Source organism: Pseudomonas sp. NY15372 (assembly GCF_048068215.1).
GTDB classification, from domain to species: domain Bacteria; phylum Pseudomonadota; class Gammaproteobacteria; order Pseudomonadales; family Pseudomonadaceae; genus Aquipseudomonas; species Aquipseudomonas guariconensis_A.
This window is the reverse complement of sequence record NZ_JBLUPY010000014.1, coordinates 37,506-59,861: the sequence shown is the minus strand read 5'-3', so window position 1 is coordinate 59,861 and position 22,356 is coordinate 37,506. Positions and strand designations below refer to the sequence as shown.

General features: G+C 61.8%; 21 protein-coding genes. 11 read left to right on the top strand and 10 right to left on the bottom strand.

The features are described from left to right. The first annotated feature begins 3 nt into the window (after window positions 1–3). The 5 genes from ACNFG0_RS12830 to ACNFG0_RS12810 all read left to right on the top strand — a co-directional run bounded on the left by ACNFG0_RS12830 (window position 4) and on the right by ACNFG0_RS12810 (window position 5,268). The gene (locus ACNFG0_RS12830) at window positions 4–243 is read left to right on the top strand and encodes a tautomerase family protein (protein ID WP_196146709.1); all 240 of its coding nucleotides are present in this window, start codon (window positions 4–6) and stop codon (window positions 241–243) included. Beyond that, window positions 237–881 carry a glutathione S-transferase family protein gene (locus tag ACNFG0_RS12825; protein ID WP_196146708.1) on the top strand — a complete coding sequence of 215 codons (645 nt, stop codon included), beginning with the start codon at window positions 237–239 and terminating at the stop codon, window positions 879–881. The genes ACNFG0_RS12830 and ACNFG0_RS12825 overlap by 7 nt, the downstream gene beginning before the upstream one ends. A 54-nt stretch (window positions 882–935) precedes the next feature. Continuing rightward, entirely contained in the window at window positions 936–1,973 is a 1,038-nt protein-coding gene (locus ACNFG0_RS12820; RefSeq protein WP_230381045.1) for a cyclase family protein, read from the top strand. A gap of 43 nt (window positions 1,974–2,016) precedes the next feature. Continuing rightward, window positions 2,017–3,228, top strand: a complete 1,212-nt coding sequence (locus ACNFG0_RS12815) for an MFS transporter (protein WP_230381044.1) — start codon at window positions 2,017–2,019, stop codon at window positions 3,226–3,228. A 90-nt stretch (window positions 3,229–3,318) separates the two neighbouring features. Continuing rightward, entirely contained in the window at window positions 3,319–5,268 is a 1,950-nt protein-coding gene (locus ACNFG0_RS12810; protein ID WP_196146705.1) for an aconitase family protein, read from the top strand. Here the strand turns inward: ACNFG0_RS12810 and ACNFG0_RS12805 are convergent. From ACNFG0_RS12805 to lpdA, 5 genes are all read right to left on the bottom strand, one after another. After that, window positions 5,265–6,026, bottom strand: a complete 762-nt coding sequence (locus ACNFG0_RS12805; RefSeq protein WP_416765088.1) for a putative DNA-binding domain-containing protein — start codon at window positions 6,024–6,026, stop codon at window positions 5,265–5,267. The genes ACNFG0_RS12810 and ACNFG0_RS12805 overlap by 4 nt on opposite strands. Next, the gene (locus tag ACNFG0_RS12800) at window positions 6,023–6,838 is read right to left on the bottom strand and encodes a DUF692 domain-containing protein (protein WP_416765086.1); all 816 of its coding nucleotides are present in this window, start codon (window positions 6,836–6,838) and stop codon (window positions 6,023–6,025) included. The genes ACNFG0_RS12805 and ACNFG0_RS12800 overlap by 4 nt, the downstream gene beginning before the upstream one ends. Before the next feature lie 150 nt (window positions 6,839–6,988). Then, the gene (locus ACNFG0_RS12795; RefSeq protein WP_416765084.1) at window positions 6,989–7,927 is read right to left on the bottom strand and encodes an alpha/beta hydrolase; all 939 of its coding nucleotides are present in this window, start codon (window positions 7,925–7,927) and stop codon (window positions 6,989–6,991) included. Then, window positions 7,924–8,862, bottom strand: a complete 939-nt coding sequence (choX, locus tag ACNFG0_RS12790) for a choline ABC transporter substrate-binding protein (protein ID WP_416765082.1) — start codon at window positions 8,860–8,862, stop codon at window positions 7,924–7,926. Before choX ends, ACNFG0_RS12795 begins: the two co-directional genes overlap by 4 nt. A gap of 427 nt (window positions 8,863–9,289) precedes the next feature. After that, entirely contained in the window at window positions 9,290–10,690 is a 1,401-nt protein-coding gene (gene lpdA, locus ACNFG0_RS12785) for a dihydrolipoyl dehydrogenase (protein WP_196146883.1), read from the bottom strand. 209 nt (window positions 10,691–10,899) lie between these two features. Here lpdA and cfaB point away from each other — a divergent pair, with 209 nt between their 5' ends. Further along, window positions 10,900–12,084: a C17 cyclopropane fatty acid synthase CfaB gene (gene cfaB, locus ACNFG0_RS12780; RefSeq protein ID WP_416765080.1), complete on the top strand. Its 1,185-nt coding sequence runs from the start codon at window positions 10,900–10,902 to the stop codon at window positions 12,082–12,084. Window position 12,085: 1 nt separating this feature from the next. On the opposite strand, the gene cls is transcribed toward cfaB, so the two are convergent. Further along, a complete protein-coding gene (gene cls / locus ACNFG0_RS12775) occupies window positions 12,086–13,525 on the bottom strand; it encodes a cardiolipin synthase (protein ID WP_416765078.1) in 1,440 nt (479 codons plus the stop codon). A 127-nt stretch (window positions 13,526–13,652) separates the two neighbouring features. Here cls and ACNFG0_RS12770 point away from each other — a divergent pair, with 127 nt between their 5' ends. Beyond that, window positions 13,653–14,180, top strand: coding sequence for a DUF3617 domain-containing protein (locus ACNFG0_RS12770; RefSeq protein ID WP_196146880.1), 528 nt, complete (start codon window positions 13,653–13,655; stop codon window positions 14,178–14,180). A 3-nt stretch (window positions 14,181–14,183) separates the two neighbouring features. On the opposite strand, the gene folE2 is transcribed toward ACNFG0_RS12770, so the two are convergent. Then, complete coding sequence (gene folE2 / locus ACNFG0_RS12765; RefSeq protein WP_196156629.1) at window positions 14,184–15,071, bottom strand: GTP cyclohydrolase FolE2; 888 nt, start codon at window positions 15,069–15,071, stop codon at window positions 14,184–14,186. Window positions 15,072–15,184: 113 nt separating this feature from the next. Between folE2 and zigA the strand changes: the two genes are divergently transcribed. Then, window positions 15,185–16,390 carry a zinc metallochaperone GTPase ZigA gene (gene zigA / locus ACNFG0_RS12760; RefSeq protein WP_196156630.1) on the top strand — a complete coding sequence of 402 codons (1,206 nt, stop codon included), beginning with the start codon at window positions 15,185–15,187 and terminating at the stop codon, window positions 16,388–16,390. 78 nt (window positions 16,391–16,468) lie between these two features. Further along, window positions 16,469–17,443, top strand: coding sequence for a CobW family GTP-binding protein (locus tag ACNFG0_RS12755; protein WP_416765075.1), 975 nt, complete (start codon window positions 16,469–16,471; stop codon window positions 17,441–17,443). Here the strand turns inward: ACNFG0_RS12755 and ACNFG0_RS12750 are convergent, their stop codons facing one another. Further along, window positions 17,444–17,836: a DUF3301 domain-containing protein gene (locus tag ACNFG0_RS12750; RefSeq protein WP_196156635.1), complete on the bottom strand. Its 393-nt coding sequence runs from the start codon at window positions 17,834–17,836 to the stop codon at window positions 17,444–17,446. A 117-nt stretch (window positions 17,837–17,953) separates the two neighbouring features. Here ACNFG0_RS12750 and pdxY point away from each other — a divergent pair, with 117 nt between their 5' ends. Next, window positions 17,954–18,832, top strand: a complete 879-nt coding sequence (pdxY, locus tag ACNFG0_RS12745) for a pyridoxal kinase PdxY (protein WP_416765073.1) — start codon at window positions 17,954–17,956, stop codon at window positions 18,830–18,832. Between the two features lie 168 nt (window positions 18,833–19,000). Here pdxY and ACNFG0_RS12740 read toward each other — a convergent pair whose 3' ends face one another. After that, window positions 19,001–19,486, bottom strand: coding sequence for an acyl-CoA thioesterase (locus ACNFG0_RS12740; RefSeq protein WP_043209987.1), 486 nt, complete (start codon window positions 19,484–19,486; stop codon window positions 19,001–19,003). Window positions 19,487–19,810: 324 nt separating this feature from the next. Here ACNFG0_RS12740 and ACNFG0_RS12735 point away from each other — a divergent pair, with 324 nt between their 5' ends. After that, on the top strand, window positions 19,811–21,571 hold the full coding sequence (locus ACNFG0_RS12735) for a cation:proton antiporter (protein WP_196146874.1): 1,761 nt from the start codon (window positions 19,811–19,813) through the stop codon (window positions 21,569–21,571). A 177-nt stretch (window positions 21,572–21,748) separates the two neighbouring features. Here ACNFG0_RS12735 and ACNFG0_RS12730 read toward each other — a convergent pair whose 3' ends face one another. Then, window positions 21,749–22,156: an SMI1/KNR4 family protein gene (locus tag ACNFG0_RS12730; RefSeq protein ID WP_196146873.1), complete on the bottom strand. Its 408-nt coding sequence runs from the start codon at window positions 22,154–22,156 to the stop codon at window positions 21,749–21,751. Window positions 22,157–22,356 lie beyond the last annotated feature (200 nt).

The window sequence follows — 22,356 nt, the reverse complement described above, 5'->3', positions numbered from 1 at the left end:
TGCATGCCGTACGTGAATATCAAGGTTACCGATGAAGGTGTCACGCGTGAACAGAAGCAAGCGTTGATCGCCGGCGTGACCACTGTGTTGCAGGAAGTGCTGGGCAAGAACCCGCACACCACGACCGTGGTGATCGATGAGATCAATGTCGACAACTGGGGCCTGGCCGGCGTTGCCGTGCCGGAGTACCGCAGCCGTTTTGCCAAGACAACGACTGATAACAAGGAGAAGCAGACATGCTGACAGTTTGGGGGCGTGAACGAGGCCTGTGCGTGAAGAAGGTGCTTTGGTGCCTGGAAGACCTTGGCCTGAATTTCGAGCGCATCGACGCCGGCCGGCAGTACGGCCGTACCCACGAAGAGGAATACCTGCGGCTGAACCGCAACGGGCTGGTGCCGACCCTTCTGGACGACGACTTCGTGCTGTGGGAGTCCAACGCGATCATGCGCTACCTGGCCCGCCAGTACGGCAACGACACCCTGTATCCGCTCGAGCCTCGCCTGCACGCCGACGTCAACCGCTGGCTCGACTGGTCAATGGGTGCGCTGTGGCCGGACATCGTGCCACTGTTCACCTCCTTGATCCGGACGGAGCCGGCCAAGCGCGACCAGGCCGCGATCAAGGTGCAGTCCGAGCGCATCGCGCGCAACTGGCTGATCCTCGACGAATACCTGCAAGGCAAACAGTACGTGACCGGTGAGCATTTCACCATCGCTGACATCGCCTTGGGCGTGCTTGCCCAGACCTACGAAACATTCGAGCTCGACAACAAGCCCGACGCACCGCACCTGGCCGCATGGTACGCACGCATCAGCGAGCGCCCAGGCTTCAAGCGCTATGCCGTGCTACCGCCGGAACAAGACCCTAGCGGGCACAAGTGAGGCCCAGGTGGCGATGCATGCATCGCCACCTGCATGTTTACCTGGAGAACAGTCATGCGATACAAGACACGTCCCGAGGGTGCCAACTGGGGCGACTTCGGTGCCGATGACCAACTCGGCAGGCTGAACCTGCTGACGCCGGAAAAGGTCCTGCAAGGGGTCGCCGAGGTGCGCGAGGGCCGCTCGTTCTGCCTGAGCCTGCCGCTTGACCTGCCCGGCGGTTCGAAATGGAACCCACGCCGGCAACCGCCAGTGCTTAAGCCGGTCAAGCGCAATGAGCAATCCAACATCGACTACCACCTCTGCCAGGACGACCCGCACTGGACCGATGTGCTCTGTGACCACACCGTTACCCTGTGCACGCAGTATTCCACCCAGTGGGACAGCCTGGCGCAGGTCGGCAGCTTGTACGACTTGCAGGGCGACGGGCAGTTGCAAAGCTGCTACTACAACGGATTTGCCGCCACCCCGGATGTGTTCGGCGAGGTGGTGCGCGAGCCGGATGCCGAAGGGCAACTGCCAGCGACGCCGGCCAAGGTGCTGGGGGTTGAGCACATGGCCGCGACGGGCGTGCAGGGGCGCGGCGTGCTGATCGATCTGGAGGCGCATTTCGGCCGGCAGCGACGGCGCGTCGGGTTCGAGGACATCCTGAAAGTGATGGAGCTCGACGGCGTTGAAGTGGAGCCTGGCGACATCGTTCTCTTCCATACCGGCTTCGCCCAGATGCTGGTGGATATGGGGGGAGACCCTGATGTGCACTTGCTGGAGCGCTCGTGCGTGGAGCTGGACGGACGCGACCCGAAACTGCTGGAATGGGTGAGCAGCAGCGGCATCGCCGCCATTGCCGCCGACAATCATGCGGTCGAGGCCTATGACCCGACAGACAAGCTGGACCTGCCAGCCTACCCGATTCTGCCGTTGCACAACCTGTGCCTGTTCAAGCTTGGCATCCACCTCGGCGAATTGTGGCACCTGACTCCGCTGGCGCAATGGCTGCGCGCGAACGGGCGTAGCCGCTTCCTGCTGACCGCGCCGCCACTCAGGCTGACGGGCGCGGTCGCTTCACCCGTTACACCAGTGGCGACGGTCTGATCGGCCGACGACATTTTCAAACCATATCGCAGGAGCGATGGCAATGCAGTGGCAACGTAACCTGGCAATCTGTTTCTTTGGATCGTTCATCAACATTGTTGCCATGACCGTGCTGCTGCCGTTCCTGCCTGTATATGTGGAGCACCTGGGCGTCACAGGCGATGCTGAAATTGCCCGCTGGTCCGGCATCGCCTACGCCGCGACTTTCTTCAGCGCCGCCTTGGTGGCGCCACTCTGGGGGCATCTGGCGGATCGCTACGGCAGCCGGCAGAACCTGATCCGGGCAAGTTTCGGCATGGTGGTCAGCATGGGCCTGATCGGCATGGCGCAGAGTGTCGAGCAACTGGTTGCACTGCGCCTGCTGGTCGGCCTGGCGGGTGGCTACACCTCGGGCTCCTATGTGCTGGTGGCGGCGCAAACGCCGAAGGACCGTTCGGCCTGGGCGCTGGGCGTGCTGTCGTCCGGAATCATGGCTGGCGGCCTAGTCGGCCCGCTGCTTGGCGGGGTGCTGCCCAATATCGTCGATATCCGTACCATCTTCCTTGGAGCCAGCGGGTTGATCTTCTTCAACTTCCTGGCCACTTGCCTGTTCATCACTTCGCCCAAGACACTGACCAAGACCGGCAAGACCACCGCCGCCAGCGAGGCCGCGGTGCGGCCAGACATGTCCATCGTCCTCACCATGCTGTTGGTGGCCATGATTCTGATGATGGCCAACATGTCCATCGAGCCGATCATCACGCTGTATGTGCGCAGCCTTGGCGTCAGCGCACAGTCGGTCACGGTGCTGGCCGGATTCTGCATGGCGGCATCGGCGCTGGGCAGCATCCTCTCGGCACCACGTCTGGGTAAATTGGCTGATCGCATCGGCGCCTTGAAGGTCATCGTGCTGTGCCTGACCGTTGCTGGCTTGCTGTTGATTCCCCAGGCACTGGTCACCGAGGCCTGGCAGTTGGTCGCCTTGCGCCTGGCCATGGGGCTGGCGCTGGGTGGGCTGATCCCCTGCGTGTCGGCGGTGATTCGGCAGAACGTTGGCGCGCAGAGGGTCGGCAAGATGCTCGGCTATTCCACCTCGGCCCAGTACCTGGGGCAGGTCGCCGGCCCGGTACTAGGTGGCTTCGCCGCTGGGTCCCTGGGCCTGCGTTTCGTCTTCGGTGCCACCAGCCTGGTGCTGCTGGCAACGGCAGGCTGGTGCCTGTTGCTGTTGTTGCGCGGGCAGATGGACGGCAACGAGACCTCACTCAGCGACAACTGAACCAGCATGATGTTTGGGCACTGCTGCAGTGCCCATTTGGCAACTTGAACAGCCAGGTAATCCATTAAGGTGGTGGTACGGAGGATCACCATGAAAACCACCATTAACCTGGCAGGACGCATTCTTTACCTGAGCGATAACCCCCAGATCATGCAGCGGCAATTACAAGGCGAGGACTGCAGCCTCGCCCAGGCCGAACCGCTCAGGGACAACATTTCCACCGATGAGATCACGCCGGTCACTGTGATGCTCGACTATGACGAGCGTCTCGGTCGCTTCCCCTATGTTGGCTTCAAGTCAGCGGACACGATGCCGATTGGCGTCGATCAGGTCCGCCAGGGTGGTTTCAGCGTGACGGTGGCCGGTAGCCGCTATGGCAAGGGATCTTCCCGTGAATCCTCACCGCTGGCCGAGTTGTCGGCGGGCATCCGCCTGATCGTGGCTCGCAGCTTCGAGCGTATCTACCAGCAGAACTGCGACAACCTGGGCATCCTGACCACCACCGACTTCGGCGTGCTCGACCGGATCGCTGCTGGCGAGCCGATCTACCTCGAGGAGTTCCTGGAAGGGCGTGATGCGCTCACCCAGCAGATCATTCGCAGTGGTGGCCTGCTCAAGTACAGCCGTAGCCTGGACTGGTCGGCTACCCATCGTACGCCAGCGTTGCGAACGACCGGGCCGAAAACGCTGGTGGAAAAGATCATCGAACGCCACCTCCATGCCCAGTCACCGAAACCTGAAGTTGGCGTTGGTGTGTTCATCCGCGCCGACCTGCGCTTCAGTCACGACTACTTCACTGGCATGTGTGCGCACCTGTTGCATCAAGCTTACGGCGAGCCGGCGTCGCTGGTCGATCCGCAAAGCATCATTACCTTCGAGGACCATCTGGTCCTGGCCAGCGAAAGCGTGCCGCATATCGAGCAGAACTTATTGCCTGGCATCCGCCACCTGGTCGATGGCCATGAGCGTTTCAGCCGGCGCTACCCGGTGCGCAGTCATGGTGCGGACAAGCAGCGCGGTGGCTCCGAAGGCATCTGCCACGCCTTGATGATCGAACGCTATGCCTTGCCGGGCCAGGTGGTCATCGGCACCGATTCGCATACCCCGCACTCCGGGGCGTTGGGTTGCCTGGCCTTCGGTGTGGGCGCCAGCGATATGACCCACAGCTGGCACACTGGGCACGTACGGTGCAAAGTGCCGGAAACGCTGCGTATCGAGGTCAGCGGGGAACTGGCCGAAGGGGTCATGGCCAAGGACCTGGTGCTGCACCTGCTGCGCCTGGACTTCATACGCCAGGGCAAGGCCATCGGGTGTGTATTCGAGTTCGGCGGCTCGGCCGTCCGCCAGATGAGCGTCGATGAACGAGCGACCCTCACCAACATGGTGGCCGAGTTGGGTGGCATGACCGGTATCGTCGAGCCGGACGATCAGGTCGTGGCGTTCCTGCGCGAACGGCGCGGGGTCGAAGTACAGCTGGAACCGTGGATGTGCAGCGACCCGGACGCTGTGTACCGAGATGTGCTGCAAATCGATGCGTCGCAAGTGAGTGTGATGCTTGCGGCGCCCGGTGACCCCGGCAATGGTGTGGCAATCTCCGACGTGGCCGGCCCAGTGCGGGTGGACATCGCCTATGGCGGCTCCTGCACGGCAGGCAAGCGCAGCGACTTCGACGCTTATCACGAGGTGATCCAGTGGGCCCAGGCCAACGGCATCGTGCAGGCGTCGCACACCAGGTTCTTTCTCCAGTTCGGTACCGCCGATGTGCATGACTATTGCCGGGACCAAGGCTACCTGGAAACCTTCCGCCAGGCTGGTGTGCAGTTGATCATGCCGGGCTGTGGTGCCTGCGCGAACTGCGGGCCTGGCCAGTCGACCTCCGCGGACCAAGTGACTGTCAGCGCCATCAACCGCAATTTTCCTGGGCGTTCAGGGCCGGGCAGCGTATGGCTTGCCAGCCCTTATACAGTGGCGGCAAGTGCCCTGGCTGGCAGCCTGACCAGCTTTGCTCAGTTGCAAAGCGGTCATGCAGTAGCCGGCTAGACCACCAGCAGCTGGTCCATGACCCAGCGGCGCAGCAATGCGCCGCTTTGCTCGATGCGCTGTGCATCGGGGCAATCGATAGGGTGATGGTCATAGGCGACCAGCATCGCCTTTTCCAGCGAGCAGCCCGCTTGCAGCGCCTGTAGCGAGGCGTATTCGTAAGGGGGCACCCAGCGTACCCATACCTGCCAGCGCAGCCGATGCACGAGGAATTGCGGTAGCGCTTGCCCTGCGTTCGCAGGCGTCGAATGGGTATAGGCGTGATAGGCCGGCCAGGAGCTGGTCAGTAGTTGACAGGCCGGATGCAGCCTTACTTCATGCTGCAGGCCTGCCTGGCTATCGGCGAGGATTTCGGTCGCACTCAAGGCAGGGGTGTTGGCCGCACGGTTGCTGTGGTGTACGGCCCACTCCAGGTGAGCCAGCAGCGCCAGGTCCGACCCACTGCCAAACGCAGGTTGTCGCTCGAGAAAATCCCCCAGCCGGTCACCGAACAAACCCAAGTCACCTTCTGTGGATGGATGGCGGTGCCCATATTGCTCGCACAGCTGCGCAAAAACCCTGGGCGCAAGCTGCTCACGCAGCTTCGGATAGATCAGCCCCAAGGTACGCTGCTGCTGTGCCTCCAAGCGACGCCGATAATGGTCGATGCCCTGGCGGGCCTGGCCTGATGTGACCCAGGCCTCCAGCGCGGTCTCATCGGAGCCGTTCAAGGCGGCGGCGAAATCCGCTTGCAGGCGAGCCAACTGTTCCAGTGTCATGCCAGGCAACGCGCGGCCAGGGCGCGGGCGATCTCAACCTGCCCCTGCAAGACATCCAAGCCAGGCAGTCGCACGTCCCACTCGATCATCGTAGGCACCGGGCCGAACCGGTGCAGGGCGTGTTGATAGAGGTCCCACACTGGCGGCTCGATCATCGAGCCATGATCGTCGATCAACCACCCCTGTTGCTGGCTGAAGCCTGCCAAGTGAATTTCGCCGACCAAGCCCGGCTCGATAGTGTCGAGTGCTTCGAGTGCGCTCTCGCCATGGTTGTGCGCGTTAACGTACAAGTTGCTCAGGTCCAGCAAAATGCTGCAGCCGCTGTGGCGAGCCAATTCACACAGAAAGTGGGCTTCGCTGTATTGATCCACCTGATAGCGCAGCAAGGGGGCAAGGTTTTCAATCAGCAGTTGCCGGCCCAAGCGCTGCTGGATATGGATCAAGCGCGGCACCAGCAACGTCAGCGTGGCGTCGACCATAGGCAGCGGCAGCAAGTCATTGAAGTGGCGGCCGCCATGGCTGCTCCAACACAGATGTTCCGAAACCTTGATCGGGCGCAGTGCCGAGCAGAGCGTCGCCAGGCGTTCGATAGCCGCTTCGGGCGGATTGTCCACCGAGCCCAGCCCCAGGCCCACGCCGTGCAGGCTGAGCGGGTAGCGCTGGGCGATCTGCTCCAAGACATGGCGGTCCCAGCCACCGTCGGCGAAGTAGTTCTCGGCGTGTACCTCCAGCCAGTCCACCTCGACCTGATTGTCGAGAAAAGCCTGATAGTGCAAGGGCCGTAGCCCTACGCCGATGATGGGCTGTGTCATGTCGGTGCGCTGCCAAGGGTGAGGGACCAGCCTAGCATGGGCAGCACGGCGAACAGCGCTCGGACCCCTGCTGATTAAGCATGGCAGGCGTGCAAGCGCAGCAAGCCCGTCCAGGTCCATGCGCACCTCACCACCAACAGCAGGCCACTGCTAGTGGCTTCGTGCCGGACAAGCCATCCTACTGGCCAGCACCTCGAACAACGCGTCGCACATACGATCCACTTCCGGCAAACCCCTCGCTCGCAAGTACCCATGCACCAGCCCATGGCCTGGAAAATACTCCACTGCCACCCCATCACCACGCAGCCGCTCGGCATACAGCAGCCCATCGTCACGCAGGGGGTCGAACTCGGCGACGCTGATGAAGGCTGGCGCCAGCCCGCACAGATCATGCGCGCGCAATGGCAAGGCCAGATAGCTCCGGGTGGATGCGGGCAGGTAGGCGTCCAGGCACGCCTGCAGGTCCTCGCAGGACAACAGCGGCGCATCGGCGCACGCGTGACGGGAGGCGGTGTTTTCGTCACCAAGGGCTGGGTAGATCAATACCTGGGCGCAGGGCTGCTGCTCATCGGCATCACGCAACGCCAGGCACAAGGCGGCGGCGAGGTTGCCACCGGCGCTGTCGCCGACCACTGCCATGCGCGAGCGATCGATAGGTTCGTCTACGACGCCGTCACGCAGAGCGCGCCAGGCTGCAAGGCTGTCCTCCAGTGCGGCGGGGAAGGGGTGTTCCGGTGCGAGCCGGTAATCCACTGCGACTATCAGCAACCCCAGCCGCATGGCCAGCTCTGCGCAGAAGAACGCGTGCGAATTGAGGTCGCCGAGTATCCAGCCCCCGCCGTGCAGGAACATCGCAGTGGGCCAGCCGCCCGGTGGCGCTGGGCGTGCTGGGTAGAACAGCCGCAACGGTGGCAACTGGGCATGCCGCAGGTCGCGTACTTGCACGCCTGCCGGAGGCGGCGGGGTGAAGGCCGCTGCCATGCGCGAATAGGCCGCGCGTTGTGCGGCGAGCGAAGTGTCGGCCACGGCGAAGGCGCGGGTGCGCTCGACGAAGGCCGTCATGCCGGCCGACAGCGGATAGCGGGTCATTGTTGGCTGGCGACCAGCGTCGCGTCGGCCGGTTTGCCATCGAAGGTGGTCACCCCAGCGAGCCAGGTAGCGACCTGCTCTGGGTGGGCCTTGAGCCAGGCGCGGGCGGCCTCCAGCGGCGCAGTGCGGTCCAGGATGGGCTCCATCACCTGGCTCACGCCCTCGCTGGTGAAGCGCAGATTGTGCAGCAGCTTGGCGACGTTGCCGCACTGCTGCTGGTAGCCAGCAGCGGTCATGATCGAGACCGTGGCGGAGCCTTCGTTCGGGCCGAAGGCATCGTCGCTGCCGGAGAGGTATTTCATATCGATTTGCAGGTTCATCGGGTGTGGTTTCCAGCCGGCGAACACCACCCATTTCTGCTGATTGACGGCGCGCTTCACCGCCGTGAGCATGCCGGCCTCGCTGGACTCCACGCCCTGGAAGCCTTTGAGGCCGAACTTGTCCTGGTCGATCATCTGCTGGGTGATGCGGTTCATGCCGCTGCCCGGTTCGATCAGGTAGATCCGGTTGTTCAGCTTGTCACGGAATTTGGCGATATCGGCGAAGGTCTTCAGGCCTGCGTCATAGGCGTAGGCGGGGACGGCATAGGTGGATTGCGCATCGCTGAGGGTGGCCGGGGTGATGACGTCGATCTGCTGCTTGTCCAGGTAGGGTTTGGCCACCGATTGCATGGTTGGCTGCCAATAGCCGAGGAAGATGTCGAGGCGTTTCTCGGCCATGCCGGCGAGGATGATCTGCTGCGAGGCGCTGGTCTGCTTGACGTTGTAGCCTAGGCTGTCGAGCAGGGCCTCGGCCACTGCGCTGCTGGCCACCACATCGGTCCAGTTCACCGAGCCCATGCGTACGTTCTGGCAGGCGGCCGGCTCGGCGGCCCAGGTACCGCTGGCAACGCTCAACAGCGCGGCGCAGGTGGCCGCTGTGATCGATCGCTTCATGACTTCTCCCTCGGGACGTTATCGTTGTTATGTCGTGGGGCCCCGCGCGGCGGTGGCTGTCGATCACGTTACGGGCAGCCTGAAATAAAAAATCGCACTGTGGCGACTCGCAGTTGCACGGTGGCGACCGGGGAGCCAAAGGGTAGCAGGTGCCTGTCTTGGGGTTGTGTCGCTTGTGGGGGCTTGTCCCGCGATCGGATCAGGCCCGATATTGCCGTCGCCTGGCAAGGGCTTCGCCCTTGATCGCGGGGCAAGCCCGCTCCTTCAGATTGCTAGCCGGACCTGTGGGAGCGGGCTTGTCCCGCGATTGTGTCAGGCCTGATATCACCGTCGCCTGGCGAGGGTTTTATCCTTGATTGCGGGACAAGCACAAAAAAAGGCGAACATCGATGTTCGCCCTTTTGATGCCGTCTCGTTTCGACGCAGATCAGATCTGCATCGCCATGCCATCCACGTTCATCGCCGCCTGGCGCAGGGCCTCGGAACGGGTCGGGTGAGGGTGACAGGTGAGGGCGATGTCCTCGGCCGAGGCCGAGAATTCCATGGCCACGCAGAACTCGCCGATCATCTCGCTCACGCTTGGGCCCACCAAATGCACGCCCAGCACTTCGTCGGTGTTGGCATCGGCGATGACCTTGGCGAAGCCTTCGGTTTCATGGTTGATCTTGGCGCGGCTGTTGGCCGTGAAGGGGAACTTGCCGACCTTGTAGGCGCGGCCTTCGGCCTTGAGCTGTTCTTCGGTCTTGCCGACGCTGGCCAGTTCAGGGCGGGTATAGATGACGCCCGGGATCAGGTTGTAATTGACCTCATGGGCCTTGCCGGCGATACGCTCGATACAGGAGACCGCCTCGTCCTCGGCCTTGTGCGCCAACATCGGGCCGGAAGTGACATCGCCGATCACCCAGATGCCTGGCACCGAGGAGCGGTGATGATCGTTGGCCAGCATGCCGCGCTTGTCGGTTTCAAGGCCGACGCTTTCCAGGTTCAAGCCCTTGGTGTAGGGGCGGCGGCCGATGGCCACCAGCACGTAGTCGGCCTGCAGGGTTTCGGCCGCGCCGCCTGCTGCAGGTTCCAGCGTCAGGCTGACGCTGTCGGCCGATGGGGTGGCTTGGGTCACCTTGCTGCCGAGCTTGAAAGCCATGCCTTGCTTGGCCAGGGCTTTCTGCAGGGTCTTGGCGGTCTCCTCGTCGGTGCCGGGGCAGATGCGGTCCAGGTATTCGATCACAGTCACTTCGGCACCCAGGCGGCGCCATACCGAGCCCAGTTCCAGGCCGATCACGCCGGCACCGATCACCACCAGGTGCTTGGGTACCTGGGGCAGCGAAAGGGCGCCGGTGGAGTCGATGATGCGTTGGTTGTCGATGGTCACGCCTGGTAGCGGGGTGGGTTCGGAGCCGGTGGCGATGACGATGTCCTTGGCCTGCAGCGTGGTCTCGCTACCGTCCTCGGCCTTGACGATGACCTTGCCGACGCCGTCGAGGCGGCCCCAGCCCTTGACCCAGTCAACCTTGTTCTTGCGGAACAGGTACTCGATGCCCTTGGTCAGGCCGGTCACGCTTTCGTCCTTTTGCTTCATCATCTGGGCCAGGTTGAGCGTTGGCTTGACCTCGATCCCCAGGTGGGCGAACTCCTCGCCAGTGGCCGCTTCATAGAGCTCCGACGCATGCAGCAGGGCCTTGGACGGCATGCAGCCGACGTTCAGGCAGGTGCCGCCGAGGGTCGAGCGGCCCTCCACGCAGGCGACGCTCATGCCCAGCTGACCGGCGCGGATCGCTGCGTTGTAGCCACCGGGGCCGCCGCCAATGATCACCACATCATAGGATTTCATGGGTTTACTCCAGGAGTGAAGAAGCGCAAGAGGGCCACAAGATTAGTCTGCGCAAAGAAAGTTGTATACAAAAATGCCTTCAATTTGTTTCGGATGCTTCTAGACCAAGGTCTGCATTCACGGAAACTTCCTACGAATGAACTACCCTGTTCCCGGTGACGTCCCAATTAGAGGCGCGACGTCTGGAAAAATGAAAGGGAGGGTCATTCATGCTTGCGCAACTTCCACCTGCGTTGCAGAGCTTGCACTTGCCTTTGCGTCTGAAGCTGTGGGACGGCAACCAGTTCGACCTGGGGCCGAGCCCGCAGGTCACCATCCTGGTCAAGGAGCCTCAGCTGATCAGCCAGCTGACCCATCCGAGCCTGGACGAACTGGGTGCCGCCTTCGTCGAAGGCAAGCTCGAGCTCGAAGGCGATATCGGGGAAGTCATCCGGGTCTGCGACGAGCTCAGCGAAGCCTTGCTGGAGGATAAAGACGAAGCACCACCGGCGCGAACCGCTCACGATAAGGACACGGACGCCGAAGCCATCTCCTACCATTACGACCTGTCCAATGAGTTCTATCAGCTTTGGCTCGACCAGGACATGGCCTATTCCTGCGCCTACTTCCGCGAGCCGGACAATACCCTCGACGAAGCCCAGCAGAACAAGTTCGACCACCTGTGCCGCAAGCTGCGTCTGCAGGCTGGTGACTACTTGCTCGACGTGGGCTGCGGTTGGGGTGGTCTGGCACGGTTCTCCGCGCGTGAGTATGGCGCCAAGGTGTTCGGCATTACCCTGAGCAAGGAGCAGCTCAAGCTGGGGCGCCAGCGGGTCAAGGATGAAGGGTTGGCCGGCCAGGTCGATCTGCAGATACTCGACTACCGCGACCTGCCTCAGGATGGCCGGTTCGACAAGGTGGTGAGTGTCGGCATGTTCGAGCACGTCGGCCATGCCAACCTTGAGCTGTATTGCCAGAAGCTGTTCGGTGCCGTGCGCGAAGGCGGCCTGGTGATGAACCATGGCATCACGGCCAAGCACGTGGACGGGCGTCCCGTGGGGCGGGGGGCGGGTGAATTCATCGACCGCTATGTCTTCCCCCATGGCGAACTGCCGCATGTGTCGATGATCAGTGCTCGCATCTGTGAAGCAGGGCTGGAGATCGTTGACGTGGAAAGCCTGCGCCTGCACTACGCCAAGACGCTCAACCACTGGAGCGAGAACCTGGAGAACCAGCTGCACAAGGCTGCTGCCCTGGTGCCGGAGAAGACCTTGCGCATCTGGCGCCTGTACCTGGCCGGCTGTGCCTATGCCTTCTCCAAGGGCTGGATCAACCTGCACCAGATCCTCGCGGTGAAGCCTTATGCGGACGGGCATCACGACCTGCCTTGGACCCGCGAAGACCTTTACCGTTAACTCAAAGGATCGGCGATATCAGCCGCGCGATACGCATCCCGAGTTGTTGCAGGCGATGCGTATCGCGACTGTCCTCGGCGCTGATTTCCTTGGCCTCCTCGAAATCCTTCAGCAACATGGCCTCGACCTGGTCGGCAAAGGTGCGGTCGACGGTCAGCAACGTGATCTCGAAATTCAGCCGGAATGAGCGGTTGTCCAGGTTGGCACTGCCGATCGCACTGACCTCGTCATCCACCAGCACCACCTTCTGGTGCAGGAACCCTGGCTGGTAGCGGAACATCCTTACACCGGCACGTACCGCCTCGAATGCGAACAGGCTGGAGGCGGCGTAGACGATACGGTGGTCCGGTCGTGCCGGAATGAGGACGCGCACATCGACCCCGCGCAGCACCGCCAGGCGCAGCGCCGCGAATACCGCCTCATCGGGAACGAAGTAAGGGCTGGTGATCCACACCCGGCGGGTAGCCGAGTGGATGGCTTCGAGGAAGAACAGTGCGCAGGTTTCCTGGGAGTCAGCCGGCCCGCTGGCCAATGCTTGGCACAGCACGCCGTTTTCCGGATAGGTGTCGGGCAGGATCAGTGGCGGCAGTTCACGCGTGGCCCAGTACCAGTCCTCGGCAAACGACTCTTGCAAGCAGGCCAGCACCGGGCCGCTGACTTGGACGTGGGTATCGCGCCAAGGCGATAGAGGGGGATGTTCGCCGAGGTATTCGTCACCGACGTTATGCCCACCCAAGAAGCCCAGCAGGCCATCGACCACCACGATCTTGCGATGGTTGCGGAAATTGACCTGGAAGCGGTTGAACCAGCCACGGCGCGTGGCGAACGCATGGATCTGCACGCCACCGTCGCGCAGGGCCTGACTATAGCTGGCCGGCAAAGCATGGCTGCCGACCCGGTCGTACAGCACATAGACACGCACACCTTCGGCGGCCTTGCGCAGGAGTAATTGCTGTAGCTTTCGGCCGAGGGTGTCGTCATGGATGATGAAGAACTGCACCAGCACCGCCTGGCGTGCCTGGGCAATGGCGGTGAAGATCGCATCGAAGGTCGCCTTGCCGTTGATCAGCAGCTTCACCTCGTTGTTCGCCAGGCAGGGCATGGGGCCCAGCCGCGGCATGGCGCGCAGCGCAGCATAACTCTGTGATTCGCGCGCTGTGAGCGCTTCCTCTACCCAAGGCCGCCAATTGAGGTTGGCCATGGCCACATGCATTTCCTGGTTAGCCTGGCGCCTGGCCTGGATGTAGGCGTAGAAGGAGCGAGCACCGAAGATCAGATAGGGGACCAGTGTGAAGTAAGGAATGAAGAACAGCGACATGGCCCAGGCGATCGCGCCCTGGGCGGTGCGTACGGTGAATACGGCGTGCAGCGCGGCGATGATGCCGAGCAAGTGAATCAAGCCGAGTACATAGCCGAAGAAATAGGGGCTGTGGTAGTCCATACGCATCCTGCTTGCTGAGGGCACCGGGATAACAGAGCATGTTCCAGGCCCGGCTTGCAACCCGGAAGCGGAAATGACGTCTAAGGCTCAACCGGCCAGTAGCCGGTCTTTCGAGGAGCATTCATCCATGAAGATTCGTCTGCCACTGTTGGCCCTGGCATTGGGCCTGGGCGCACCGCTGGTGCAAGCGCAGATGCTGCAACCGGGCTTGTGGGAACTGACCACCAGTAACATGCAGGTCGATGGCAAGCCGTTACCCAATATGGAATTCATGCTCGGGCAATTGAAGAACCTGCCGCCGGAGCAGCGTGCCATGATGGAAGGGGTATTGGCCAAGCAGGGTATTACCTTGGCAGGAAAAGGCGTGCGTTCCTGCCTCACGCCTGAGCAGGTCCAGACCGATGACATTCCGCTGCAGGACCCTCAGTCCGGCTGCACCCAGAAGATCACCGAGCGTACGGGCAACGTATGGAAATTCCAGTTCAGCTGCCCGCGCGCCCAAGGTAACGGTCAGGCGACCTTCCTCAGTGACCGGGAATTCCTGACCCAGGTCAGCGGCACCTTCAATGCCTCCGGTGTTCAGCAACAGGGCAGCATGAATACCCGGGCCGTTTGGCTGGGCAGCGACTGTGGTTCGGTGAAACCACGCACCTGAGCATCACCAGCGATATTGGCTGGCAGCAACCGCATCATGGGCATGCAGGCTTTCTGCATGTTCCACGCGCAGGTTGAAGCCAGCCGTCCATTCCACGTCGCGCAACGACAGGTGCAGCCGTCGCGCGGCGTCCTCGCAGAACATCAGGTTCTGGCCATTGGCCAAGGCGAATGCCTGTTCATCGGCGCGTTTTACCGCGGTTTGCACGGCAGTGCCCAAGGCTGCCTCGATCGTGTCGATCAGCTCAGTGATCGGTAGATGAGCCAAGTTGTCCCGTAGTTGAACGCGGACATGGGCTTGGCTGCGCTGGCTGTGTGGCGTGGCGACGATGCCTTGGTTGCTGCCTAGCCATTCCAGCAGTGTGGCCTGGTCGGGCATTTGCGTGGGGAAGTCGGTAAGAAACTGCTGTTGAATCAGCTGTCGAGCCAGGGCGGCTGAGCAAGGGCAAGTGGAGGAATAGGGCACCACAACGGATAGTTCCACGTGGAACATTTCATATTCGATCTTCGCGTCCAGGGTGACGGGATAGCTTTTCCAACCCGCCAACGGGCTGACCAAGGCCGGCCGTTTCAGGAGATGATCGAAGCGTAGGCTTACGTACGCCGCAGAAGATAACCGCTCATGGGATGAGAGGAAATCAGCCAGCAACCGGCGTAGCGACAGCGGATTCAGCTCGGCTTGCTCGAGCGCCTCCAGCGCCAGGTACAGGCGCGACATGTGTATCCCCCGTGAAACGCCATCTTCCAGGTTGACCCCGACGTCTGCTTGCCCGCAGAGAACGCGGCCTTCATGCCGCAACGGCAATGCGATGCCCTGCATGCCAACCCAGTCCAGGGGGAGGGTATGGGGTTGGGTTTGGGTGGCAATATCGGGGAGGGTCAGGCTGGTCATCTTGGCGATCCTGGTGAGTGCAGCAGCGGCACACGGGCTTGGCGAAATTGTATTGTTATAATATAACGTATGCAATGCATCGCTTCGAATGCCCTTGCCCGATGAGGTTTCCCATGCCCAACCGTCTTCCTGTTACCGTGCTGTCCGGCTTCCTGGGCGCCGGAAAGAGCACCTTGCTCAACCATGTACTGCGCAATCGCGAAAACCTGCGGGTGGCCGTGATCGTCAATGACATGAGCGAAATCAACATCGATGCCAGCGAAGTGCAGCGCAACGTCAGCCTCAACCGGGCGCAAGAGAAACTGGTGGAAATGAGCAATGGCTGCATTTGCTGCACCTTGCGCGAAGACCTGCTCGAGGAAGTGGCGAAGCTGGCGCGGGAGGGGCGTTTCGACTACCTGTTGATCGAGTCCACCGGTATTTCCGAACCCCTGCCGGTGGCCGAAACGTTCACTTTCCGTGACGAGCAGGGGCGCAGCCTGTCCGACATGGCGCGCCTGGATACCATGGTGACGGTCGTCGATGGTCTGAACTTCCTGCGTGACTACCAAGCCGCCGACAGCCTGGTCAGCCGCGGCGAAACCCTGGGCGAGGATGATGAGCGCTCGATCACCGACCTGCTGGTCGAGCAGGTGGAATTCGCCGATGTGCTGCTGCTCAGCAAGATCGACCTGATCAGCCAGCATGAACGCGAAGAGCTGATGGCCATCCTGCGCAGCCTCAATGCCCGGGCGCAGATTGTCCCCATGGTCATGGGCCAAGTGCCGCTGGAGCGCATCCTCGACACGGGCCTGTTCGACTTCGAACAGGCGGCCCAGGCCCCTGGCTGGCTACAGGAACTGCGTGGCGAGCACGTGCCGGAAACCGAGGAATACGGGATTGCAGCCACCACTTGGCAAGCCCGTCGGCCGTTTCACCCTGAGCGCTTCCACGATTTTATCCACAGCGAATGGACCAATGGCCGCTTGCTGCGTTCGAAGGGGTTTTTCTGGCTGGCCAGCAAGTTCCAGGAGGCGGGCAGTTGGTCGCAGGCGGGTGGCATGATGCGCCATGGCATGGCGGGGCGCTGGTGGCGCTTCGTTCCACGTGAGCATTGGCCACAGGACGAGGAGAGTACCGCCGCGATCCTCAAGCAATGGGTGGCCGAAAGCGGTGATTGCCGACAGGAGCTGGTTTTCATCGGCCAGAACGTCGACTTCAAACAGTTATCCACAGAGCTGGAAGCGTGCTTGTTGACCGACGAGGAAATGGCATTGGGCGAAATGGCCTGGCTTCGTTTCAACGACCCTTTCGGGCCTTGGTATGAGGATGTTGCCTGAGCCTGTGGATATCCACGACGCTTGACGGGCTCGATCGAAGGGTCATAGTGGGGCGACTGTTTTTCCAGGCACTTTCCCATGCTGCAGAACATCCCCACCCACGTGATCGCAGGCCCCTTGGGCGCCGGCAAGACCAGCCTGATACATCAGCTGTTGGCCCAGCGCCCGGCGAATGAACGATGGGCGGTGCTGGTCAACGAGTTTGGCCTGGTGGGGCTGGATGCGGCGCTACTGGGTCGTGACGACGACGGTATCGCCATTGGCGAAGTGGCAGGTGGCTGCCTGTGTTGCGTCAATGGCATGCCGTTTCAGGTCGGCCTGGGGCGTTTGCTGCGCAAGGCCAGGCCTGACCGCTTGTTCATCGAACCGTCCGGGCTCGGCCACCCCGTTCAGTTGCTTGGCCAGCTCCGCCAGGTCCCCTGGTCAGGTGTGCTGGCGGTACAGCCGCTGCTGATGGTCCTGGATACCCAGGCCTTGGCGCGTGGCGAGCCATTGCCGGAGGCGCAGCAGGCGGCCTTGGCGGCAGCCGGAATGCTGGTTTTCAACAAATCCGCCTCTGTGGATGAAAAAAACCGTCTGTTGATAAGTGCTCGGCTGCCCGATTTGCCTAGCTATTGGACAGAGCATGGGGCGTTTGTGCTAGATCGTTTGCCAAGCATTGCACCTGCATCGACGCCCACCGAGTCTGTGGATAAATTACCTGTGAATGAACCTGCGGCCGGCATTAACGTGCTTTGGCCCGATCCACGCCAACCTATCTGTCTCGCTCAGGCCGGGGAAGGTGGCTGGAGTATGGGTTGGCGCTGGCACCCTACGCAGCGTTTCGACGCGGGGCGCCTGGAGCGATTTCTGCAGGCCTGGCCATGGCGACGGGCCAAAGGCGTTATCCACAGCGCGACCGGCTGGCAATCGTTCAATACCCTCGATGGTGGTAAACCGGTCTGGCAGCCGAGCGAATGGCGCAAGGACACGCGCCTGGAACTGATCTTCGACCAGCCCCAGCCCTTGGAGACCCTGAAAGCCGCCCTGGCTGCCTGTCGCCTGGATGACTGATCAGTTATGCCAGCGGTTGTGCTCCTGGCGCCACTGCTGCATCTCGATCACGTTGTCCGCCTTGGGAGGCGTCTTGATCTCGAACGGATAGGGCGCCAATTCTATCTGCATGGTATGGGCGCCGAATTGGGTGACCGTACCCGGATGGCGCTGCTCGCCGGTGACGGTGAATTCGAAACCATAGACCCGGGCTAGGCGCTTGCGCCCATTGGCGTCGCGTACGAACCCGATGCGCTTGAGCGCGACGTTATCGTCGAGCAGCTCCAGGTCGAGCTTGGCGCAATGTTGCTTGACCCGTTCAAGCGCCTTCTCGCGTAGCCCGTGGTTGTGCCACAACCAGGCGCCGGCGGCGGCTACCACCATCAGAACGAACAGGTTCTCCAGGGTCAACATTTGCATATGCTCCAAACAGGTCAGTCCAGCTTAACTGTGTCCCTGGCCTGTCGTACAGGTGGCAATCAGGTTCATACTGCGCGCCGCATACTTTTGAAACAGCTTTGGAAAATTCGCATGAAACGTACACCGCATCTGCTTGCCATCCAGTCCCACGTGGTCTTCGGCCATGCCGGAAACAGCGCGGCGGTGTTCCCCATGCAGCGGGCCGGGGTGAATGTCTGGCCACTCAATACCGTGCAATTCTCCAACCATACTCAGTATGGCCAGTGGGCCGGTGAAGTGCTTGCTCCAGCGCAAATTCCTGCGTTGGTGGAAGGCATTTCCAACATCGGCGAGCTGGGCCACTGCGACGCGGTGTTGTCCGGTTACCTGGGCAGTGCCGAACAAGGGCGTGCGATCCTGGCGGGTGTGCAACGGATCAAGGCGGTGAACCCCAAGGCGCTGTACCTGTGCGACCCGGTCATGGGGCATGCGGAAAAAGGCTGCATCGTCCCGGAGGAGGTGAGCGAGTTCCTGCTCGATGAGGCCGCTTCGGTGGCCGACATCCTCTGCCCGAACCAGCTCGAGCTGGACAGCTTCTGTGGCCGCAGGGCGCAATCCCTGGACGATTGCGTGGCCATGGCCCGTGGTCTGCTCGAGCGTGGGCCGAAAGTGGTGCTGGTCAAGCACCTGGCCTACCCAGGGCGTGCCGAGGACAGCTTCGAGATGCTGCTGGTCACCGGCGACGGCTGCTGGCATCTGCAGCGCCCGCTGTTGGCGTTTCCCCGCCAGCCGGTGGGCGTAGGGGACCTGACCTCCGGGCTGTTCCTGGCCCGGGTGCTGCTGGGCGACAGCTGGGTGCAGGCGTTCGAGTTCACCGCCGCCGCAGTACATGAGGTGTTGCTGGAAACCCAGGCCTGTGCCAGCTACGAGCTGCAGCTGGTCCGGGCCCAGGATCGCATCGCCCATCCGCGCGTGCGCTTCCAGGCGCAACGTCTGGTGGTCGGCAACTAATCGGCTAGCGCTGCCCCCTGTGGAAGCGGGCTTTTCCCGCGATTAGGCCGAGCCCAGTATCATCGCCGCCTGGCAAGGGCTTCGCCCTTGATCGCGGGGCAAGCCCGCACACAGGGGTAGTGCTAACCGCTTGTGGGGGCGGTAGCCTCCAAAGCCATTCGGTAACGACTAGATCGAATCGGTCTTGAGGTTCTGGTAGCGCTGTTCCAGTTCCTGGCGGATCTGCCGGCGCTGCTGGCCTTGCAAGAAGCGGCGCTTCTCTTCGCTGCTTTGCGGCTGGCGTGGCGGTACCTGTACCGGACGGCGGTTGTCGTCCACTGCGACCATGGTGAAGAAACAGCTGTTGGAATGGCGTACGGAGCGCTCGCGGATGTTCTCGGTCACCACCTTGATGCCCACTTCCATCGAGGTATTGCCGGTGTAGTTGACCGAAGCGAGGAACGTCACCAGCTCGCCCACGTGCACAGGCTCGCGGAAGATCACCTGGTCCACGGACAACGTCACCACATAAGTGCCGGCGTAGCGGCTGGCGCAGGCGTAGGCGACTTCGTCGAGGTACTTGAGCAGGGTGCCGCCATGTACGTTGCCCGAAAAATTGGCCATGTCCGGGGTCATCAGGACAGTCATCGTCAACTGGGCGTTTCCAGGTTCCATAGTGTGCTCACGGGTTGGTTGCGCTGAAACGGGGCGGGTATCTGCAGACACTTCTGTTTCCCCCTCAATGTGGTTTCACATCCTGGTACGGGACGTCGGCCGACGCGCCATCGTCACGCGAATCATGCCATCGCTGGCGGCAAAATCGCCGATCTGTTTCTGCATATTGCATCGGCGTTTCGCACACAGGCGCGATGTTAACCTGAGCGAGCCCACGCAACCTGGGCTTTCCTGCATTGAACACAGTATGTACTTGCTGCTCGCTCGGGTTTGCCTCGGCAGAGGAGCGGTCTGCCCAGGCAACGAGAAAAGGAGTCCCTCGCCATGCATGCCATCAGCTTCATTCAGGATCTGGCCGTGATCATGCTGGTGGCCGGGGTGGTCACCATTCTTTTCCATCGCTTCAAGCAGCCTGTCGTGCTGGGGTACATCGTCGCCGGCTTCATCATCGGCCCGCACACACCGCCCTTCGGCCTGATCCATGATGAAGACACGATCAAGACCCTGGCCGAACTCGGGGTGATCTTCTTGATGTTCTGCCTGGGCCTGGAGTTCAGCCTGCGCAAGTTGTTCAAGGTCGGTGCCACGGCGTTCATCGCGGCCTTCCTGGAAATCGTGCTGATGATCTGGATCGGCTTCGAGATCGGCCGCTGGTTTGGTTGGAGCACGATGGATTCGCTGTTCCTGGGCGCGATCCTGGCCATTTCCTCGACCACCATCATCGTCAAGGCGCTCAACGACCTGAAGATGAAGAACGAGCGCTTCGCCCAATTGATCTTCGGGGTGCTGATCGTGGAGGACATCCTGGGTATCGGCATCATTGCCCTGCTTTCAGGCATCGCGGTCAGCGGCACGGTCAGTTCGGGCGAGGTGTTTTCCACGGTGGGCAAGCTGTCGCTGTTCATGATCGTCGCCCTGGTCGTCGGCATCCTGCTGGTGCCACGGCTGCTGGCCTACGTGGCGAAGTTCGAAAGCAACGAAATGCTGTTGATCACCGTGCTGGGCCTGTGTTTCGGGTTCTGTCTGCTGGTGGTCAAGCTCGAATACAGCATGGTTCTGGGTGCGTTCCTGATCGGCGCGATCATGGCCGAGTCCCGGCAACTGCTGAAGATCGAACGCCTGATCGAACCGGTGCGCGACCTGTTCAGTGCCATCTTCTTCGTGGCCATCGGCCTGATGATCGACCCGCGCGTTCTGGTCGACTACGCCTGGCCTATTGCGGTCATTACCGTGGCGGTGGTGTTGGGCAAGATGCTGTCGTGCGGCATGGGCGCCTTCATTGCCGGCAATGACGGGCGTACCTCGCTGCGCGTGGGAATGGGCCTTTCGCAGATTGGCGAATTTTCCTTCATCATCGCGGCGCTGGGCATGACCTTGCAGGTCACAAGTGACTTCCTCTACCCGGTAGCGGTGGCTGTTTCGGCAATTACCACCTTGCTCACGCCCTACCTGATTCGCGCCGCCGACCCCTTGTCGCTGAAGCTCGGCAAGGTGGTGCCCGGTCGGCTGGCACGGGTGTTGTCGCTATATGGTGAATGGTTGCGCAGCATCCAACCCCAAGGGGAAGGCGCCATGGTGGCTGCGATGGTCAGGCGCATCCTGCTGCAGGTCGGCGTGAACCTGGCGTTGGTGATCGCGATCTTCTTCAGTGGCGGTTACTTCGCCGAGCGTATCGGCACCTGGCTGATGGAGTGGGTCGGCGATATCAGCCGGCAGAAGGCATTGATCTGGGGCGCTGCGCTATTGCTGTCGTTGCCGTTCCTGATTGCCGCCTACCGCAAGCTCAAGGCGCTTTCGATGCTGCTGGCCGAGCTGGGCGTCAAGCCGGAGATGGCAGGGCGGCATACCCAGCGTGTGCGGCGGGTGATCGCCGAAGTGATTCCGTTGTTGTCGCTGCTGGTGATCTTCCTGCTGCTTTCGGCGCTGTCGGCGAGCATCCTGCCGACCAACGAGCTTCTGCTGGTGATCGCAGTGGTAGCGGCAGTGGTGGTGGCATTGCTGTGGCGCTGGTTCATCCGGGTCCATACCCGCATGCAGATCGCCTTGCTGGAAACGCTGGACAACAATCGCGACCAAGCCCATTGAAGGAGGGCTTTCTGCGCTTGATTTAATCGAAGTCCGAGGGGATGGAGCGGTAGCGACGCGGCCAAGCGCAGAAAGCCAGGCGATTCTACGGTGGATGGTGGCTAAGAGCCATGGGTTGAGTGTAGGGAAAGCCCACAAAGGCTGTAGGCTTTCGCTAATCCTATGCGCCGAAGGGTATCAGCTCTCCAGCCAGACATCCCTGGCCCAATGCCAAACGGATTCCCAGTTGTCTTCGGCGATGGCTTCTTCATCGCCATCCCACAAGACCACGGTGCCGTCTTCCTCGACGCAATAGTAGCTGTCGCCATCCTGGCACAGCGGGATCAAGTCCCGGGGCACGCCCGCATCCCAGGCGTTCGCGGCAACGTCTGGCAGGTAGGTATGGGACTGCGGATCGGTGACGGTGACCGGTTCCAGGCTGCCGTAGACCACGTCGCTGACGGTCAGCAGGAACTCCTTGAACACGAAGGGAATGTTGATGAACAGCTGCTCTTCGATCTCCACCAGCAAGTCTTCGTCTGGCAGTTCCAGCGGCACGGGAACCGGCTCGTTGGCTTCCCGGAGTTGTTCGATCACTTCTTCCACGGCTTACATCCTCTGACCTTGATGACAACGCTGCGCGTTATACCCTAGTAGGCCAGTCTGCCAAAAGCAAAAACCCCGGGCAGGGGCGGAAACAAAAAGCTTGGGGCCGCTTTGCGGCCCTCTCGCGGGGCAAGCCCGCTCCTACAAGAACGATGCAACACCGATCTGTAGGCGCGGGCTTGTCCCGCGAGAGGGCTGCA

What these genes read in the sequence shown, in the direction of transcription:
- cfaB (WP_416765080.1), top strand. Translation starts at nt 10,900, where the DNA reads ATGCTTGCGCAACTTCCACCTGCGTTGCAGAGCTTGCACTTGCCTTTG.
- ACNFG0_RS12735 (WP_196146874.1), top strand. Translation starts at nt 19,811, where the DNA reads ATGCATGCCATCAGCTTCATTCAGGATCTGGCCGTGATCATGCTGGTG.
- ACNFG0_RS12795 (WP_416765084.1), bottom strand. Translation starts at nt 7,927, where the DNA reads ATGACCCGCTATCCGCTGTCGGCCGGCATGACGGCCTTCGTCGAGCGC.
- folE2 (WP_196156629.1), bottom strand. Translation starts at nt 15,071, where the DNA reads ATGACCAGCCTGACCCTCCCCGATATTGCCACCCAAACCCAACCCCAT.
- choX (WP_416765082.1), bottom strand. Translation starts at nt 8,862, where the DNA reads ATGAAGCGATCGATCACAGCGGCCACCTGCGCCGCGCTGTTGAGCGTT.
- ACNFG0_RS12755 (WP_416765075.1), top strand. Translation starts at nt 16,469, where the DNA reads ATGCTGCAGAACATCCCCACCCACGTGATCGCAGGCCCCTTGGGCGCC.
- pdxY (WP_416765073.1), top strand. Translation starts at nt 17,954, where the DNA reads ATGAAACGTACACCGCATCTGCTTGCCATCCAGTCCCACGTGGTCTTC.
- ACNFG0_RS12810 (WP_196146705.1), top strand. Translation starts at nt 3,319, where the DNA reads ATGAAAACCACCATTAACCTGGCAGGACGCATTCTTTACCTGAGCGAT.
- ACNFG0_RS12800 (WP_416765086.1), bottom strand. Translation starts at nt 6,838, where the DNA reads ATGACACAGCCCATCATCGGCGTAGGGCTACGGCCCTTGCACTATCAG.
- ACNFG0_RS12815 (WP_230381044.1), top strand. Translation starts at nt 2,017, where the DNA reads ATGCAGTGGCAACGTAACCTGGCAATCTGTTTCTTTGGATCGTTCATC.
- zigA (WP_196156630.1), top strand. Translation starts at nt 15,185, where the DNA reads ATGCCCAACCGTCTTCCTGTTACCGTGCTGTCCGGCTTCCTGGGCGCC.
- ACNFG0_RS12750 (WP_196156635.1), bottom strand. Translation starts at nt 17,836, where the DNA reads ATGTTGACCCTGGAGAACCTGTTCGTTCTGATGGTGGTAGCCGCCGCC.
- ACNFG0_RS12805 (WP_416765088.1), bottom strand. Translation starts at nt 6,026, where the DNA reads ATGACACTGGAACAGTTGGCTCGCCTGCAAGCGGATTTCGCCGCCGCC.
- lpdA (WP_196146883.1), bottom strand. Translation starts at nt 10,690, where the DNA reads ATGAAATCCTATGATGTGGTGATCATTGGCGGCGGCCCCGGTGGCTAC.
- ACNFG0_RS12830 (WP_196146709.1), top strand. Translation starts at nt 4, where the DNA reads ATGCCGTACGTGAATATCAAGGTTACCGATGAAGGTGTCACGCGTGAA.
- ACNFG0_RS12740 (WP_043209987.1), bottom strand. Translation starts at nt 19,486, where the DNA reads ATGGAACCTGGAAACGCCCAGTTGACGATGACTGTCCTGATGACCCCG.
- ACNFG0_RS12820 (WP_230381045.1), top strand. Translation starts at nt 936, where the DNA reads ATGCGATACAAGACACGTCCCGAGGGTGCCAACTGGGGCGACTTCGGT.
- ACNFG0_RS12770 (WP_196146880.1), top strand. Translation starts at nt 13,653, where the DNA reads ATGAAGATTCGTCTGCCACTGTTGGCCCTGGCATTGGGCCTGGGCGCA.
- cls (WP_416765078.1), bottom strand. Translation starts at nt 13,525, where the DNA reads ATGGACTACCACAGCCCCTATTTCTTCGGCTATGTACTCGGCTTGATT.
- ACNFG0_RS12825 (WP_196146708.1), top strand. Translation starts at nt 237, where the DNA reads ATGCTGACAGTTTGGGGGCGTGAACGAGGCCTGTGCGTGAAGAAGGTG.